Origin of the sequence: Helcococcus massiliensis, from assembly GCF_900258485.1 — a bacterium.
GTDB classification, from domain to species: Bacteria; Bacillota; Clostridia; order Tissierellales; family Peptoniphilaceae; genus Helcococcus; species Helcococcus massiliensis.
Map to the genome: position 1 here is coordinate 151,436 of NZ_OGVE01000002.1, position 18,567 is coordinate 170,002.

The 18,567-nt window shown below is 31.2% G+C and carries 15 protein-coding genes; 2 read left to right on the forward strand and 13 right to left on the reverse strand.

What is annotated here, in order from left to right; translation table 11 throughout:
• Positions 1 to 88: 88 nt before the first annotated feature.
• The 7 genes from C4Q29_RS02375 to C4Q29_RS02405 form a co-directional block, all read right to left on the reverse strand.
• Positions 89 to 3,712 carry a right-handed parallel beta-helix repeat-containing protein gene (locus tag C4Q29_RS02375; protein ID WP_103981231.1) on the reverse strand — a complete coding sequence of 1,208 codons (3,624 nt, stop codon included), beginning with the start codon at positions 3,710 to 3,712 and terminating at the stop codon, positions 89 to 91.
• A 136-nt stretch (positions 3,713 to 3,848) separates the two neighbouring features.
• Positions 3,849 to 4,892 (reverse strand): hypothetical protein, encoded by a 1,044-nt coding sequence (locus C4Q29_RS02380; RefSeq protein ID WP_103981232.1) that lies wholly within the window; start codon positions 4,890 to 4,892, stop codon positions 3,849 to 3,851.
• Positions 4,893 to 5,164: 272 nt separating this feature from the next.
• Positions 5,165 to 5,818, reverse strand: a complete 654-nt coding sequence (locus C4Q29_RS02385) for a YczE/YyaS/YitT family protein (protein WP_103981233.1) — start codon at positions 5,816 to 5,818, stop codon at positions 5,165 to 5,167.
• Positions 5,819 to 5,905: 87 nt separating this feature from the next.
• A complete protein-coding gene (locus C4Q29_RS02390) occupies positions 5,906 to 6,745 on the reverse strand; it encodes a DUF368 domain-containing protein (RefSeq protein WP_103981234.1) in 840 nt (279 codons plus the stop codon).
• Positions 6,746 to 6,877: 132 nt separating this feature from the next.
• A complete protein-coding gene (gene gap / locus C4Q29_RS02395; protein WP_103981235.1) occupies positions 6,878 to 7,876 on the reverse strand; it encodes a type I glyceraldehyde-3-phosphate dehydrogenase in 999 nt (332 codons plus the stop codon).
• A gap of 212 nt (positions 7,877 to 8,088) precedes the next feature.
• Positions 8,089 to 9,423: a magnesium transporter gene (gene mgtE / locus C4Q29_RS02400; protein WP_103981236.1), complete on the reverse strand. Its 1,335-nt coding sequence runs from the start codon at positions 9,421 to 9,423 to the stop codon at positions 8,089 to 8,091.
• Positions 9,424 to 9,720: 297 nt separating this feature from the next.
• A complete protein-coding gene (locus C4Q29_RS02405) occupies positions 9,721 to 10,086 on the reverse strand; it encodes a hypothetical protein (protein WP_103981237.1) in 366 nt (121 codons plus the stop codon).
• 149 nt (positions 10,087 to 10,235) lie between these two features.
• On the opposite strand from C4Q29_RS02405, the gene ychF reads away from it, so the two are divergent.
• Positions 10,236 to 11,336 carry a redox-regulated ATPase YchF gene (gene ychF, locus C4Q29_RS02410; RefSeq protein WP_103981238.1) on the forward strand — a complete coding sequence of 367 codons (1,101 nt, stop codon included), beginning with the start codon at positions 10,236 to 10,238 and terminating at the stop codon, positions 11,334 to 11,336.
• Between the two features lie 130 nt (positions 11,337 to 11,466).
• Here the strand turns inward: ychF and C4Q29_RS02415 are convergent, their stop codons facing one another.
• The 6 genes from C4Q29_RS02415 to C4Q29_RS02440 form a co-directional block, all read right to left on the reverse strand.
• Entirely contained in the window at positions 11,467 to 13,380 is a 1,914-nt protein-coding gene (locus tag C4Q29_RS02415) for a BglG family transcription antiterminator (RefSeq protein ID WP_103981239.1), read from the reverse strand.
• A gap of 82 nt (positions 13,381 to 13,462) precedes the next feature.
• Positions 13,463 to 14,881 carry a PTS ascorbate transporter subunit IIC gene (gene ulaA, locus C4Q29_RS02420; RefSeq protein ID WP_103981240.1) on the reverse strand — a complete coding sequence of 473 codons (1,419 nt, stop codon included), beginning with the start codon at positions 14,879 to 14,881 and terminating at the stop codon, positions 13,463 to 13,465.
• Between the two features lie 10 nt (positions 14,882 to 14,891).
• Complete coding sequence (locus C4Q29_RS02425; RefSeq protein ID WP_103981241.1) at positions 14,892 to 15,338, reverse strand: PTS sugar transporter subunit IIA; 447 nt, start codon at positions 15,336 to 15,338, stop codon at positions 14,892 to 14,894.
• A 1-nt stretch (position 15,339) separates the two neighbouring features.
• Complete coding sequence (locus tag C4Q29_RS02430) at positions 15,340 to 16,296, reverse strand: transketolase family protein (protein WP_103981242.1); 957 nt, start codon at positions 16,294 to 16,296, stop codon at positions 15,340 to 15,342.
• Positions 16,289 to 17,152 (reverse strand): transketolase, encoded by an 864-nt coding sequence (locus tag C4Q29_RS02435; protein WP_103981243.1) that lies wholly within the window; start codon positions 17,150 to 17,152, stop codon positions 16,289 to 16,291. The genes C4Q29_RS02430 and C4Q29_RS02435 overlap by 8 nt, the downstream gene beginning before the upstream one ends.
• Positions 17,153 to 17,168: 16 nt before the next feature.
• Positions 17,169 to 17,468: a PTS sugar transporter subunit IIB gene (locus C4Q29_RS02440; protein WP_103981244.1), complete on the reverse strand. Its 300-nt coding sequence runs from the start codon at positions 17,466 to 17,468 to the stop codon at positions 17,169 to 17,171.
• Between the two features lie 142 nt (positions 17,469 to 17,610).
• Between C4Q29_RS02440 and C4Q29_RS02445 the strand changes: the two genes are divergently transcribed.
• Positions 17,611 to 18,567 (forward strand): CPBP family intramembrane glutamic endopeptidase, encoded by a 957-nt coding sequence (locus C4Q29_RS02445; RefSeq protein ID WP_103981245.1) that lies wholly within the window; start codon positions 17,611 to 17,613, stop codon positions 18,565 to 18,567.

Genomic DNA, 18,567 nt, shown 5'->3' on the forward strand with positions numbered 1-18,567 from the left:
AATTTTCCTTATCATAAAACGCCCCTATAAAATAATATTTTTAGAACACAAAAAGGGGAAGCCCCTTTTTGCATTCATTTATATCTTTTTAACTTTCCTTTTTCTTTGAAGATACTAGATAAGCTCCAATAGATAAAACCAACATCATTGACATCATTGCTATACCAGCATCATTTGTCTTTGGAGTCTTACTTGGTTTTGTTGGACTTTGAGTGTTTTGCTCTTGACTTGTTTGATCTACTGCAGGTGTTTCATCTTTTTTCACTTCATTTACGAATGCAAATTCCGAGAACTTATCCCACATAAATTCTACTTTATCACCCTTTACTTCAAAGTCTGTAATTTCTAGTAATTCTCCTTCATGAACTGTCCATATACTTAACTTATTAACTTTAGCTAGATTCAAGTCTTTTAAGTCTACCCTTACCAATTCTTTTTCTTCTAAGTTCGATAATCCTTCATTTTTACTATTTATCGCCCTTATATCAAATATCTTGTATTGGTAATCCTTGTATCTTTCTTTTACTTTTTCTTCTAGGTCTTTGTGTAGACTAAATAAATCTTTTTCTGAATCAGTAATATCAGACAATCTTATTGTGATTCTATCCTTTTCGGTTTCTTCTGGAGTTTCTGGTTGTCCAGGTGTTCCAGGTTCTCCTGGTTGTGTTGGTTCTTCCTCAGTTTCCTTAGGAGTTTCAACTTCTTTCTCTGTTTCTTTTGGAGTCTCTACTTCTTTTTCTGTTTCTTTTGGAGTCTCTACTTCTTTTTCTGTTTCCTCTGGAGTCTCTACTTCTTTTTCTGTTTCCTTTGGAGTTTCAACTTCTTTTTCTGTTTCCTTTGGAGTTTCTTCTTCCTTGTCTGTTTCCTCTGGAGTTTCAGGTTCTTCCTTATCTGTTTCTCCAGGTACTTCTGGTTCTTCTTCTGTTTCGTCAGGTACTTCTGGTTCTTCCTTATCTGTTTCTCCTGGTACTTCTGGTTCTTCTTCTGTTTCTTCTGGATCTTTCTTATCTTCTAAAGCATCATATGCCTTGTTTAGATTTACTAAAGCTTGGTCTACTTGATCTTGTGATGCTCCTTCATTAGCTAAAACTTCTTTAGCCTTAGTTGAAGCATCTTCTAAGTTTGTAATAGAATCTTCTGTTTTAGCTTCTTTTAATTCATCTAATTCTTCTTCTATATTTGCAGCTTTTTCTTCTAATAACTCTTTATTAGCTTCATTTAAGTAAGAAATTATTGGTGTTATGTGAATTGAAGGTTTTGTTGGAGTTTCATTGTTGCTTGCTTCAATACGTATATAGTCACCCTTTTGAACATTTATCTTCAATTCTTCAAAGTCAGCTTTTTTCTTACTTTCTGTTAACTCGTAAGTTTTACCCAAAACTTGTCCATTTTTGGTTACACTCAATGTAACACTACCACCCCTATTACCATCTTGACGTAGGTAAGGTTCATCATCTTTCACCTTCAATGTAACTACACCAGTTTTTGGAATCCTGTATGCCATTGCCATTCCAGCTTCTTTAGATGGACCTGTGGTATCTGATAATAATCCATGAGTGTCTTTATCTGTTGGAGTTGTATGGTTAGGTAAGTCTACACCTGGTCCAAAATAGGTGTCAATTTGCCAGTTAGGGTAAACTGGGTCATAAGCTGTTATATTCTTGTATTCTCCACTATTCTTTTTGTGTTGGCCAAACCATACATTACCTTGTTGTGGACCTGCATAATCAAGAGCCCAATTGTAAACATTTTTAACTTTTATGGTATATTCATCTATGTCACCATTTTCTGAGTTAACTACAAGCTTCATACCATCTTCTACATTTCCACTTGTAACTTCCGCATTATCCTTTGTTAAAAGTTTTCTGCTAGATGTCTTATGGATTTGAACATTTTCTAAAAATTCTTCTACTGTAGTAGGATTTTTTTCTACAGAAGGAACATATATAGTCTTATCTTCTTGCATGTAGATAGTTGAACTTAGTCCTCTTGTAGTTTCACTAGCTCCAATATCTGGTAAACCTACTATAGGATTTCCGAAGAAATCTTTTCCACCATTGTTGCTTATAGCCTTACCTCTGTTTATAGCTGGTGAATCTTTTTGTAATTTATATCCTGCAAATTTTTCTCTTAAATGAGTTACTTCTCCTTCAATGTATCCAACTTTGTCCACATTTGGTCTAGATGGTGCCTTACCAGGATCTACAAGTTTTGGATCTTCTGTAATAGCATTTGCATCGTTTGATGGTGTATTTTTGTAATTATAATAGATGTTGTTATCGTATTTTGTGTTAACATCATTTGTATGTTTAAACCAATCTTCTTCTTTTGGAGTATCTCCTGCATAGTAGATTATATTGTTTTCTACTACCATTCTTCCTCCACCCATGTTTGTACGTATAAAGTCTACACCTTCTTTTACATAGAATGTATTATTATATACATGAGCATCTGGGTTACCTGCTGGATTTATAATTCCACCAAAGTCATTTTGACTTATGTTATATCTAAATATATTGTTAATAGCTTCGTGTCCACAGAACATCACTGCTCCACCGGCGTTGTTGTGGCTGTAGTTGTATTGGTATACAGTACCATCACCATAGTCAGCATCCCAAGCTTGAGCGTCTTGGTTAGGTTTTGTATCGAAAGCTTCATTGTATTGGAAGATAGCATCTTTTGACTTCCATGGCCATATACCTGCTGCTACTCTACCAAAATTAGTAGCTGAATAATCTGTTGGATTTATTTGTTTAGCTACACCATCAGCTACATTGTATTCAATTAAAGGTCTGAAGCAGTACATAACAGTAATAGCATCACCACCAGCATCCTTAATATAGTTATTTCTGATTACAACATTTGTTGATCCATATTTTTTAACTACATCATCAGCTAGGTGACCACCTAAAAACTTATCCCAAGTATAACTGTAACCAACTGCTATACCCCATCTATTAACTGTATCAAGGTAACAATTTTCAATCTTCACATCGTCATATTTAGCTATTCCAGTTTCAGCTTCATTTTTAGGTTGGAATACTGTAAAGTAAATACCACCATTATTCATATGTTTGTCATAAACATTACCCTTTACATTGTGAATGTATAGATTTGATAGGTAAATATGATTTATAGTTCCCTTGTTTTGAGCAACTGCAGCAACCCCTGTTTTGTTCATATAATTTAAATCGTTGTAAGCTAAATCATCAGTCAATGGAGTGTTTGTGATTTCTAGGTTACTAATTTCAATATACTCTACATCATATAAAAGTATTGATGAAGAAACTGTACCTTGGTATTTGTGTCCTGGATTATCTAGTCTTTTACCAAAATCTTGGTACCAGGTTCCCTTACCATTAGTATTTATTTGTGGTAAATTTCCTTCCCCATATTTATCTATAATTAATGGAGCTTCTTCTGAACCACTACCTTTTATATGTAGATATTGATCTTCAAACACTGAACCAGCTTCTAATAAAACTTTATCGCCTGGTTTTAGTGTAATTTCGTTAATCTTATTTAAGCTTTTAAAAGCTTCTTGTTCAGTTTTACCTGTATTATCATCATTACCATTTATTGAACTTACATAATATGTAGTCCCTATGGAGTTTGCTTCTTCAGCCTTAGCTTCCTTACTTGGAGCGATCCCTACTAAAACTGGAAACACCATTATAAATGCTAATAATATCGAAAATATTCTTTTTTTCATATATTATCCTTTCTTTTCAAAATCCTTTCTTCATATAAATACATCACCGCCTACATAGTTCCCTTATTAAATTTCTTTCTCCACCTCCTCTAATATCTTTTTATTTTTATAATTAATTTATTTAGCAACTTTCTTCTTATATTCGAAGATTATTTTTTATCAATTCATAAAGTTTTTCTTTGTCTGCCTTAACTTCTGCATCCTTAAGTTTTTCATCTATCAATTCTTCATATTCTTTTTCACTCAAAACTTTATTAATATATTCTTTGCTCTCTGCTAAAGAATGATATCCATTATCTTTCCTATCTAAAATTTCAATTAAATAGAAAGTATCATTTTTATTTACTATATTGCTATGTTCAGATTTACTTAAATCTTTAGCCAATTCTAAAACATCTCCATCCTCTTTTAACATAATTGAATAATTACTTTCATTTATATCTTTTTCATAAAAGTATTTTTTTATCGAATCATTTTGTGAAAAGTAATCTTTCAGGTGTTTTCCATTTTCTAACAACTCATAAGCCTTATCCAATTCTTTTTCTGCTAAAGTCATTTCTTCTTCGCTTAAATAATCCTGTCTAATTTTTATAAAGTCTATTTTTATATCATCTGTCTTTTTAAAAATTAAATCTTTATTTTTTTCATAATAGCTTAGTCTATCTTCATCTGTTATATTTGTGTTTTCTTTATTATCTTCAATATATTTCTTTTCAAATGTATCCATCTCATATGTCATGTAAGATTCTGTAGAAAATTCTGATAAACCATAAACTCTGTGTCCTTTTTTAATTTTTTCAGCCCTTGCTAAATTTTCAAATGTCTTTCTATGGTCTAAGTCTTCAAAGCTTATCTTATCAACATATCCTAAACTTTTAGCATGTTCATAAGTGGCTCTAAATCTTTTTATAGAATAAATTGTTTCTTCTAGTAATTTATCTATGGGCCTTACACCATCAATTTCCTTAGTCCAAAAATCATTGTTAAGGTTATTTTCATTGTTATTAAATTTTTGCATAACTGGCTGAACTTGTTTGTTCAAAAAAAATAGAAATTCTTTTTCACTCACAGCATTAGAATTTATTTCTAGAATTTTTTGATTTTTAACTGACTTTAAAAAGAAAAAACTAAGAATAAGCATCAATATTAAAACAAAATATATTAAATATTTTTTCTTCATACTTCCTCCTAGTTTCTATATACATTTTATTATTTTAGAATTGATATCGATATCAATTCAGTGGTAATTACCTCATATATATAAGATACCATAAATGAATTATATTTTTTTGATATGACGGATTTTCATGATAATGTTTTCAATTAATATGTATTTTATTTAACATTTTGAATGCGATGTCATTATTTTACTTTTTTGCAAAAAAACAAGCTAAAAACATTTTTGAGTTTTTAGCTTGTTCCTCTAATTTTCTATTTAATTTAAATTTTAGATCATTTTTTCAACATAGGTCCTAGTAATTTTATATATAGTCTCAAAGATATATTATATATAAATATACCCAATATTGTTCCTTCCCTTATTTGTAGAGTTGTTGACATTAGCCAGGTTGATAATAAGCAGATTGCCACAGAAACTATATCTAGGGATAATCTTACTTTTGAAAACTCAAAATCACTTACCTTAGCAAGAGCTGATGAAAATCCTTCAGGTGGCATGATAATTGTATCTATAGTCACTAAGATTGAGTTCGCAAGAGCTGCCAAGTTATTACCCACAACAAAAAAGATTATCCTAAACCAATATTGGTTTAAATCAAATTGTAATATCTTATATAAAAAGAAATTTACTACATAGCCAAATCCGAGTACTATAGGCACTTGGGTCCAGTAACTTAGCTTAAAATATCTTCTTAATATTAATAATTGCAAGGTTATCATTATAAAGTTAGATACCATTGAAGCTGTACCAAACTTTAAACCTGTTATTTCAGATATAGTTGCAGTTAAAGCATCCCATGGGCTCAATCCAACTGCGGATTTTACTTGCATGGCAGCCCCAAGAGCAAGCAAAACTAAGGCAAACACAGAAATAATAATGTACTTGATATTTTTTTCTTTTTTTACATTTATCTGATTTTCTTTCATACACCACCTCAAATTTGTCATTAATATAAGTATACTATAAAACAAAAAACTGATACAAGATAAATTCATGTATCAGTTTAATTAAGTCTATTTATACTTCTCTTCCAAGCCTGACATCCAATATCCAAGTCCTGCACCGGCTATAAATCCTACCAGGCACCATACATAATCTATACCAGTAAATCCAGCATAGCTTGTTGGCACAATCATGACTGTTGAAGCCATAACTACCCCAAATATAAAGTGATAGAATTTAGAATAGTTTTTTCTAAATATATATTCTATTACTTTTGCTAAAGAAAATATGGTTACAAGCCCACCCAAACCTATTGGTATAACAGCAGACATATCTAATTTAGAAAAAGCTTCTGCCATTTCTTTATACATTCCCATATAAAGGATGAAGTTTGATGGACTAAGTCCAGGAACTAAGATACCTAAAGCAATCAAGGCTCCACATACAAACCAAGAAATAAATGAAGGTTCTACATTTGCCTTAATATATTTTGAAGCAAATAAGAGTATCGCAAGTACAAGTAAGAATGCTCCTACCATTATCATATAATCTGTCTTATCCCTACCTTCTTGGCCAGCTTCCCTCCATAAGGAAGGTAACATTCCTAATATTGTACCTACAAAGGCCCACATCATGATTGTTTCATATCTTCCAAGGGCAACTTTAACTATATAAGAAAAAATTACCAGTCCTAAAACTCCACCAATTGCAAAAGGTATAAAATATTTAACATTTTTCCAAAAATCTTTAGTGATATTTGCCAACCAATTTATAATCGGTTTATATATACCAAATATAGCAGCTATAGCACCACCGGATACTCCTGGTACTATAAAGCCTGAGCCAACAAATATACCTTTTAAGATATCAAATAATATATTTCTATTTTTAAGCTTTTTATCTATATCCATTTCTCCTCCATTATCTAAATACTAACCTATTTATACTACTACATTTAATGGTTTATTTAAATACTTGGAGAAAATAAAGTATTTTAAAAGAAAAAACAGAGGATAAAATCCTCTGTCTTAAAAATCTTTATCTTATAAGCTTGCGAAGTGGTTTAATAATCTGATCATGTTTCCTGTGAAACCATATTCGTTATCATACCATGAAACAGTCTTAACGATTTGTTCACCTTCTTCACCAACCATGATGTTTGTTTGTGTTTCGTCAAAGATTGAACCAGCTGGTTGTCCAATAATGTCTGATGATACAATTTCATCTGTGTTGTATACAAATGCATCAGATTCATATTTCTTCATAGCTGCGTTTACTTCTTCAACTGTAACTTCTTTGTTTAATACTGAGTATAATTCAACAACAGAACCTGTGATTACTGGTACTCTTAATGCTGTACCGTCGATTCTACCGTTAACTTCAGGTATTACTTTACCTACTGCTTTAGCTGCACCTGTTGATGCTGGAATAATGTTTTGAGCTGCTGCTCTTGATTTTCTTCCACCTGGTGCATCTTGTGTACCTTGTGTAGCTGTGTAAGCGTGGATTGTTGACATTAAAGCTCTATCTAAACCAAATTCTTTGTGTAATGCGTTTACCATTGGTGCTAAGCAGTTTGTTGTACATGAAGCTGCTGAAATGATAACATCATCTGAGTTTACGATATCGTGGTTTACACCAAATACTACTGTCTTTGTTTCTTTATCTTTTGCTGGAGCTGAGATTAATACTCTCTTTGCACCTGCATCGATGTGAGCTTGTGCTTTTTCTTTACTATTGTAGAAACCTGTACATTCTAAAACAATATCGATTCCTAATTCACCCCATGGTAATTTTGAAGCATCTTTTTCTTCATATGATTTGATAGCTTTACCATCTACTACTAAGTCGTCATTTTTAACTTCTACAGTATATGGGAATCTACCTTGAGCTGTATCATATTTTAATAGATATGCTAAGTCGTCGTTGTCTGTTAAGTCGTTAACTGCAACAACTTCTAAGTTTGTATCTGATTCTAAGATTCTTCTTAGTGCTAAACGTCCAATACGTCCAAAACCGTTAATAGCTACTTTAATTGACATAATAAATTTCCTCCTTATTAGTTCAAACGATTTATTATGATAACTACTAGACTTTGTCTAATAGTTGCCCATACGAGCTTGCTATAATTATAACATTAATTTTAGCCATTTACAAGATTTGCAAATAAATTTAATTTTTCATAAAAAAAACTGAACCTCCTAGCTGATTTAGATAAAGTCTAAATCGTAGATAAGTTCAGTCTATTTAATATTTATAATCCTAATAAAATACTTGCCACTTCAAAGTAAATAAGTAGAGCAACTGTATCAACTATTGTTGTTATCAATGGCCCAGCCATAATTGTTGGGTCTATTTTCAACTTATCAGCAATCAATGGAAGCATACCACCAACAACCTTAGAAAGCATAACTGTTAATAATAATGTTATAGATACTGTCAAGTTTACCATCAAACCAGGAGCATCAATTACAAACATCCTTATCATATTTACTGCTAGAAGTGCTAAACCAGTAATGAAACCAATTTTTAATTCTTTAAACATTACTTTTAAAATTTCTTTATAGTTTACTTCTCCAGCATATAAGGATCTAATAACTGTTGTTGATGATTGACTACCAGCATTCCCACCGGAGTCCATAAGCATAGGTATATATGCTGTTAAGATAACATGAGCGGCAAGTATAGCTTCATACCTATGGATAATAAAACCAGTTATACTTGCTGTAACTAGACATATAACTAACCACATAGTCCTATCTTTAGCAATTTGGAAGCTTGACTTGTTTAGGTAGATATCGTCTTCATCACTAGAGTCTTGGATACCGTGCATATTTGCCAAGTCTTCTTCATGCTCTTCGTGTAAAACATCAATTGCCCATTCTGCAGGAACAATACCTATTAGCCTTCCTTCAGAATCGGTAACTGGAATTTCAGCCAAATCATATTTGTAGGCTAGTTTAGCAACTAATTCTTGGTCATCTTTTGCATAAACGCTAACTGTGATTGGATAAGTACATTCTTGTATAGTACCTTCTTCTTTTCTAACTATATCAGCTAAATAAGCATAACCTTTTAAAACTAGAGAACTATCTGTGATCCAAATTAACTCCAGACGGCTAGCATCCAAATCAGAAGTCCTTATTTTATCTAAGGCATCTCTTGGATTTTCATTTTCCATTACTGATAAGAAGTTAACTGACATGATAGAACCAACGCTATCTTCAGGATAACCTAAAAGTTCATTGATTTTGTCTCTTCTTTCGTCAGCTACTAAATAGGTCATCATTTTTCTAACCATATTGGCTGGTAGTTCTTGCAAGGTATCTACAAGTTCATCTTCGTCCAATTTAATTATCAGGTCTCTAATTCTTTCATCTGATAATAATTCAATCATTTTGATCTTGTTGTCTTTTGGTAACTCAGCAAAGGTATCAGCCAATAAACCTTTGTTTAATAGCTTTATCCATATAACTAACTCTGTATCATCTAGCTCAACAAATCTTTCAGCCAAGTCAACAGGGTTTAATTTATTTATATACTCTTGTAAATCTTTTAGATTTTCAACTTTGTAATCTGTATTTAACATTTCTACCTCCTTTAAATATAAAAACTATCTTGCAATAAAAGGTAGACTCAATAGTTAGGTCTTACATAGGCTCTTATCTCTAAATAGCACACTTTTAATACACAAGACATATTAGATTTTATCTGCTTCCTAGGGACACTCGAGTCCATGTTTTCCTCCTATTTTTTATTTCTTTACAACTTTTAGAATACTACAACCAATAAATAATTGCAAAACAAAAAGCAGCAAGTAAAATCTTGCTGCTCATTCCAGAACTATTTTGGTATTTATATGTTCTTGTTTTTGGAGGATCGTATATTATTTCTTTTCGATTGAATATACATTTGTAATTTGTCCTGGATCGCTTGTTGTAACCACACCATCATATGTGATTTTAACAGTATCGCCTTTTTTAACATCTTTAACTTTAGATAAAACTAGGTAAGGCATACCTTCTTTATCCTTAACTAAAATTGATTCGTCATGAACTTCTTCAACTTTCGCTTCCAATACTTCTTTCATATTTTTAGCATCATCTTTCTTATTTTTATTTTCTTTCTTTGTTTCTTGTACTGTTTCTTTAACCTTTTCATCAGTAGCCTTAGCTTTTCCTGATGTAGAGTTACATGCTACTAGACTTAATACTAAAACCAAGCCTAAAATTACGCTTACTAATTTTTTCATATTGATCTCCTTTCTTGATCTATTTATAGTATAAGATCCAATTATGAAACAAATATGAAATTTTTAAAAAATATATTTAAAATAAGAATCTGAAAAAAATGGTATAATACAAGATGTTATTAATATTTTAGATTATATAAGGAGGAATGATGAAACTAGGTATTGTTGGTTTACCAAATGTTGGTAAGTCCACCCTATTTAACGCCATCACCAAGGCCGGTGCAGAATCTGCCAACTATCCTTTCACAACTATTGAACCAAATGTGGGTGTGGTAGATGTACCAGATAAAAGATTGAACATATTATCTGAACTATCAAATTCTACAAAAATAGTACCTGCCTACATAGAATTTTACGATATAGCTGGATTGGTAAGAGGTGCAAGCAAGGGTGAAGGTTTAGGAAATAAATTCTTGCAAAATATTAGAGAATCTGAAGCTATCGTTGAAGTTTTAAGATGTTTTGAAGACCCAAATATAACCCACGTAGATGGAGGGGTTGATCCTTTAAGAGATGTAGAAACTATCAATTTAGAACTTATTCTTTCAGATATGGAATTGATGGAAAAAGCTAGCCAAAGACTTGTAAAACAAGCCAAGGCTGACAAGGATAAAAAGATAGAACTTGATTTGGTAAATAAAGTTTTAGAAGTATTAGAAAAAGGTAAATCAGCTAGAGTTTTAGACTTAACTGAAGACGAAGAAAAAATCTTGAAATCCTATAATCTACTATCTTCAAAACCTATCATTTATGTTGCTAATGTTTCAGAAGAAGATGCAGCAAATGATGGTGCTTCTAATGAATGGGTAGAAAAAATAAGAGAATTTGCAGCTACAGAAGACGCAAAGGTTGTTGTGATTTCTGCACAAATAGAAGCTGAGATTTCTACAATAGAAGATGAAGAAGAAAAGGAAGAATACTTATCCTTGATGGGTCTTGAAGAGCCAGGATTAAATAAATTGATTGAAGCCTCTTATGACCTATTGGGACTAATGAGCTTTATAACAACAGGCCAAATTGAAACCAGGGCTTGGACTATAAAAAAAGGAACCAAGGCAGTTGATGCAGCAGGTAAAATCCATACAGATATTTCTCGTGGATTTATTAGAGCAGAAATAGTTTCCTTTGATGAACTTATGAAACACGAAGGTTCAATGGTTAAGGCAAAAGAAGCAGGAAAAATCAGACTTGAAGGTAAAGACTACATCATGCAAGATGGAGATATAGTTAATTTTAGATTTAATGTATAAAAAAATGAGTTGCTTTAAGGTGACCCCATAAAGTTGGACCTAATACCAGGGTTAGAACTAGACTAGCTCTGGTATTTATTTGTCCCATCCTACCCCTAGGGGTAGGAAATTTTTATGCTACATTTTTCTTTTAATCTTCATAACCTTTAATCATCTTATTTACTATCTTATAGTCAGCAGTTTTTAATATTTCCATAGATTTTTTATCATTCAATATGTCAGTTAATACTGATAACATCTGGATATGGTCATTATTGTCCATGTTGGCTAGTATTATAAAAGTATCTATATCCTTACCTTTCATATCTACTGCTTCGTCTAAAATAAGTATGCTTATATCTACTTTAGAAACATTATGTTTATATTTAGCATGCGGCATAGCGATACCATCTGATATAACTACATATGGACCTACTTTTTCTATAGATTCAATCATATCTTCGACGTAGGATTTTTCTATACTTGCTTCTTTTAGCAAAATTTCAGAGCCTATATTAATAGCTTCTTTCCAATCACTAACTCTTTTAATTTTCCTTATTCTATTTTCATCTAATACTTGACTAAGCATAATCTTATTATCAGCTTTTCTTATGGCTTCATTTTTATATATTAGCGTTTCCAACAATGCTTTTTTAAGTTTTTCTTCATCTTTTATTTCTGCATAGTCTTTTACTATATCTATAATTTGATTTATACTATCTTCATCTATTACAGAATTTATATTCAATAGCTTCTCGTATAAAACGGATATGTTATGAGGTGTTAAAACTGGCTTAACTAAAATAACATTCTTATATTTTTCTAAGGGAACTGTTGATATTATATAATCAAATTGAGTACTCATTTCATCCAGTTCGTGTATAGATACTACACCAACAATATTTATGGTTGGTAAATAGTTATAAAGCTGTGTTTCTAACATCTTAGAAATTACTCTACCATTTGGACAAACTATAACAACTCTATTTTCTCTTCTAGAAAAACTTTCTACCCTAGCTCCAAAATACATAGCTAAAAATCCAATTTCAGATTCTCTCATTTCACTGAAAACTGCACTATTAGTATTTTTAACCGATATTTTAACTAGGTCCATTAAGTAAGAATAATCTTTTTTTATCTCCTTTAATGATCCATTATATATAGGAAACTTAAATTTTAACCTATAATATGAAGAAGATAGGTGCCTAGTAATGTCTTTTGCAAAATCATCCTTATTTTGTATCACTACAGCAGCATATTTTTCAAAATTATGAATCAATTCATTTACAAATTTTTTGATATTACTATTTAACTTGTCACTTTTTAATTTTGTCATAGAAGCTACAAAGGCTGCTAAATATTTTAACTCATCTTCATCATCATAGTCCATAACATCTTCAAGTATTTTGTAATAATAAAAGTTTTTAGCATCATCATATAAACTGGTTTCTTTTAACTTATTACCAGATTTTATTCTATTATCAGTAAACATAACAAATTTAGATAATAAAGAAATTGAGTAATCAGTAAGATGTAAATCTGCTCTTTTATTTACTTCCAAAATCCTTGGATCAACATAACTAATTAGGTCTTGGTCTAGATACATATAATTAATATAATAATCTCTAATTATTAGCTCATCTGCTTTTAACTTATACTTCTTGTCAAAAATTAAATCAATATTTTCTAAATGTAAGCGGTCTTTTATCTCTTTAATATCAGTAAAAATAGTTCCCTTGCTAACCAAAAGTTCTTCACTAATTTCATCTATAGTAGAAAAAGTGTCTGTAAATATTTTTTCTACAAGATATCTATGCCTATATTCCATATCACTTGATATATCATTTTTTATATTATATTTGGCATAAATTTTTTCATCACCCAAGTAAATAAACTTTCTATTAAGATTTTCGATTTTACCGTATTCTTTTATTTCATAGTTAATTTCATTAATGTCATAGTATATAGTTCTCTTAGAGACCCCATAGTTATCCATTAACTCTTGCAATGATAAACCATTATTTTGTAATATTGATTGAAATATTTTATATTGACGATTTTTCATTTTTTGCTCCTAGAAAATTTAAAGAAGGATATTACTAACGTAAGATCCTTCTTTAATTATATACTATTTATTTATTTTTGTTTTATTTAACTTTTTCGCCTCTAACTAGTCTTGTAGCTATTGGTGCTAAGAATGCTACTATACAGAATATTAGTAATGGTGTACCCTTGATTAATTGAGCAACATTACCTAATGCAATACCTATTACTGTAAAGTCTGCATCTGAGAATGTTGTAGCTGCAAAACCTAAATCACCCATTACTGGCATACATAATACTGGTAAGAATGTAATTAGTAGACCGTGTAATAAACCACCTACTATAGTACCCTTCAAACCACCTTCTGCGTTAGCAAATACACCTGCAGTAGCACCACAGAAGAAGTGAGGAACAACACCTGGTAAGATTATTGGTAAAGCATTGCTGAATGCTGGGTTTATAGCTATTAGTATAAACATACCTAAAATACCACCAACGAATGAGGTTAAGAAACCGATCAATACTGCATTTGGTGCATATGGGAATACTACTGGACAGTCAATAGCTGGTTTTGCGTTTGGTACTAATTTATCAGCTATACCTTGGAAGGCTGGAACTATTTCAGCTAAGATTAAACGTACACCTGATAGGATTACATAAATACCACCAGCAAAGTTCATACCACTAATTAATGCATATACAATCCAGTTTGAATATCCTGTTAAAGCTGTTCCTGATAATACTCCACCATCTTTTAAAGCTTCTGCATAACCAGGTTTTGATGCTGCTACAGCTACTACTATTACAAATACTGCAATCATTGTGATTGAAATAGCAACAGTTGTATCACGCATGAATGTCATCCATTTAGGGAAGTTTATATCTTCTGTTGATTTAACTTCTTCTCTTGATTTTTTACCTCTTGTTAACTTAGCAACTTGAGCTGAGAACCAGTAACCTACTGTTGAGAAGTGTCCTAAAGCAATATCATCTGATCCTGTGATGTGTGTCATTGTTTTTTGACCTAATGCAGGGAATGCTGCCATTGCTAGACCTAAAATTAATGATCCACCTAAAACTAATTGCCATCCATCTAATCCACCAACTCTTAATACTATAGCTATCATACATGCCATGTATAAGGTGTGGTGACCTGTTAAGAATATGTATTTTAAGTTTGATAATCTTGCAATAACGATGTTAGCTAACATACCAAACATCATTATCCAAGCAGTAATACTTGCAATATCTACTAGGGCTGTAGTTACTATAGCTTCGTTGTTAGGAACAACACCCTTTAGTTCAAACGCATAATTAAATATAACTCCAAAGTCTGTTAATGAACCTGTTTGTAGATATGATGCACCTGCTGATAATACTAAGAAACCAACTATTGTTTTAACAGTTCCTTTAATAACATCTGTAGCAGGTCTTTTTTGTAAAATTAATCCTAATAATGCCATCAAACCAACTAATATAGCTGGAGTTGATAAAATTTCCTGAAATATCAATAGAATTTGCATCTTTCCTCCTTTAATCCACCATTAATTGGTAGATTTCTTCCTCGCTATTTGCTTCTATTATTTTCCTTGTTCTTTCCTCGTCTGTTAAAATTTCTGCTAAGGCTTGCATTATTTCAAGATGGCTTTCTGATCCTTCTGCAGCAAAAGTAATTAATAAATTCGCTCTTTTGCTTGGATCATCTTCTGAAAATTTAACAGAACTCTTGTTTACAGTTACTGCAATTTGGTCTTTGATAACGCCTTGTTCAGGTCTAACATGTAAAAATGCTATCCCCTCTACTAAAATGTAATAAGGACCAAATTCTAGGGTGTTTTTTATAATTTCTTCTGGATATCTTTCTTCAACATAACCCTGTTCTACTAATGGTTTGGTAGCAAGACGTATTGCTTGCTCCCAATCCATATCTTGGTTAATTAAAGAAACATTATCCCTTTTCAATACAGATTTTAGATCCATATCATTCACCTATATTATCTAATACAGTGTTTACTACATTTTCTGTAGTTAAGTTATAATCTAGTCTTTGAAGTTCTGGATCACCAACTTGTCCAAATCTTTCTTCAACACCTATTCTAACCAATTTAGTACATATAGCATTATCTGTTAAAACTTCTGATACACTTGAACCTAAACCGCCAAGTACATTGTGGTTTTCAAAAGTAATTGCTAATTTTTTATCCTTGCTTGCTTCTTTAACTACAGTCTTATCAAAAGGCTTTAATGAAAACATGTCTATAACTTGAGCTTGTATACCATGTTTTTCTAGTTCTTCAGCTGCTTCTAAAGCATATGATAAAAGTTCACCAATACTATATATAACAATATCATTACCTTCTCTTAAAACATTTCCTTTACCTAACTCGAAAGTTGATCCTTCTTCATAGATTTTAGGATTGTCTTTTCTATTAGCCCTTATGTAGTTTACCCCTTTAATATTTGCTACTTGTTTAATACACCATTCAAATTGCACACTATCAGCGGGCGCTAAAACTGTAACTCCTGGTATATTTCTCATGATTGAAATATCATCGTAAGTAGAATGGGTACCACCGTTAGCTCCAGCACAGAAGCCAGGGTCTGATCCCCATATATTTACTGTATTACCTGCATAGGCTCCAGATATAAATATTTGGTCCAAAGCTCTTCTTGTTGAGAATGGTGCAAAAGTATGAACAAATGGTACATATCCTTTAATTGATAATCCAGCTGCCATACCAATCATATTAGCCTCAGCAATACCAGCTTGTATAAATTTATCACCGTGCTTTTCTTTAAGCTTTGTAGTACCTGATGCTCCACCCAAGTCAGCTTCATATAAAACAAGCTTAGGATTTTCATCCATCAATTCTGAAATGGTATCTACAAAAGTTTGTCTTAATTCTTTATCTTTTCTTTCTTTGCTTAACTTAAACATGTTTCAAACCTCCATTCTCTTTAATAAAGTCTTCAAGTTCTTTTACAATCTTGTCAGCTTCCGCATCAACTTTATCATCGAATTTTGGAGAGTGGTTTCCAATGTTTTCTTCGAAATATGGGAATCCTTTAGCCTTTACTGTATCTAATACAATAGCTACAGCCTTATCTTTAACTGATTTCGCCTTATCTATAGCTTCAATCAATGCTTCTTCAGAGTGTCCATCCACCTCTTGAGTATAGAATCCAAAAGCTTCCATTTTAGCTTTTATGTCAAATGGATTTAGAATATCTTCTGTTGTTCCATCTAATTGCATTTTGTTATTATCGATAAATACAACCACTTCATTTAATTTATGATGGGCTATAAATTGGAAGGCTTCCCAAACTTGTCCTTCATTTAATTCCCCATCACCAACTATTAAGTATACATTCTTATCCGATTTTTCCATTCTTAATCCATAAGCTAAACCGGTAGCTACAGATGTACCTTGTCCTAGTGAACCAGTAGTAGCATCTATACCTGGGGTTCTAAGTCTATCTGGATGGGAAGGTAAGTTTGTTCTTATTTCATTCAAAGTATAAAGCATTTCTTTGTCGAAATATCCCATATTAGCTAGTGTTGCATATAAAGCTGGACCTGCATGTCCTTTAGATAGAACTAAGTAATCTCTATCTTCTTTGTGGGGATTTTTTGGATCTATGTCCATATATTTACCATAAAGCACAGATAGTAGCTCTGCTATAGATAATGAACCACCTAGGTGTCCATATCTACGCCATTTAAGCATTTTAATAACGTCAATTCTTATTTGTGCTGTTAATTTTTTTAATTCAATTAACTCCTTTTGATTCATTTTAATCCTTTCTAGATTATTTATTATATTCTTCGCCTAATTCATCGAATAAAGCTTTTAATTTTTCTTCTAACTCAGGTCTAGAAACTATATTATCTAAAGTAATAACATTGTCTAATCCTGATACAAAGTTTTCCAAGTCTTTACCTACTACAAATATATCTGCAGCTCCTGGCTGAGCATCAGATGTTGTAGAGTTAAATACTTCTATATCATCTCTACCCATAGCTGTAAGAATTTTTTGCACATTCATTCTTACCATTAAGCTTGAGCCAATACCTGATCCACAGGCTGTCATGATTTTTCTAACCGACATAATTTCACCTCCTAATATCTTTCACTCTAAATATATCAATTAAAGTGATAAAGTTAAATGACAAATGTTTGCACAAGTTTGTTATTTTTTGCACTAAGTTTAAAACTGATATTATGCTATAATAATCTAGAAAGGAGTCTTTATGATAAATAATTATAATTTTGATGAAAATAACGAAAATCACTCAGATAATTTCGAATTTAATAACGATTATAAAGAAAAAGAAAGAAGAGCCTATAGGCAAATTATTTTCACTTCTATAATTTTCTTATTCTCACTAAATTTTATCGTACCATTTTTAGCTAATTTTATTAGCCAGGAAATAAGCGGAATTTTAATGATATTAGCTGTCTCAATTTCTCTTATACCAGTTTTTCTTTTAATGGATGGAAAAAACAAACTTGGAAAATTAAAAGTAATAAGAAAAAAAATGACTTTTTCTAATTTTTTATTTTTATTTGGTCTCATGTTTTTATCTAGTATAGTATTTGTTAATCTTACAAATATTTTAATTAAGGCTTTTAACATCCAATCTGTTGATGTAACTCGAATAATAAATGATAACCTAAACTTAAACTTATTTATATATGCAGTTATTTTTGCACCTATCATGGAAGAATTCCAATTTAGAGGTTTATACCTAGAGCACGGAAGAAAATATAGTAGTCTAGCTACTATCTTACTAGTTTCTATTTGTTTTTCTTTTATGCATGGAAACTTTATTCAAAGTATAGGTACTATAGGTATGTCTTTAGTTATAAGTTATGTTGGATACTCATATGGATTTGTATATGCAGTTTTATTCCACTTTATAAACAACTTATATGCAACTATTGTTTCTAGATATATCATTGCTAATCCTGAATCCACACTAGCAATGTTTGTAGGAATAGCAATCCTAATATTGATCTTAGTTACAGCTGGACTTTTAATTTTTAATAAGTCAGTTAAGGATGAGATAAAAGAAAATCTAGGCGTTTCAAAAGAAGATGCAGATAAAGAAAAAAATATTGATGGATTAAATAATTTAATAAAAGATCCTGCATTTTATATTTATATAATTGTATTTATTACCTTATCTGTTTTAGAAGTATTTTAA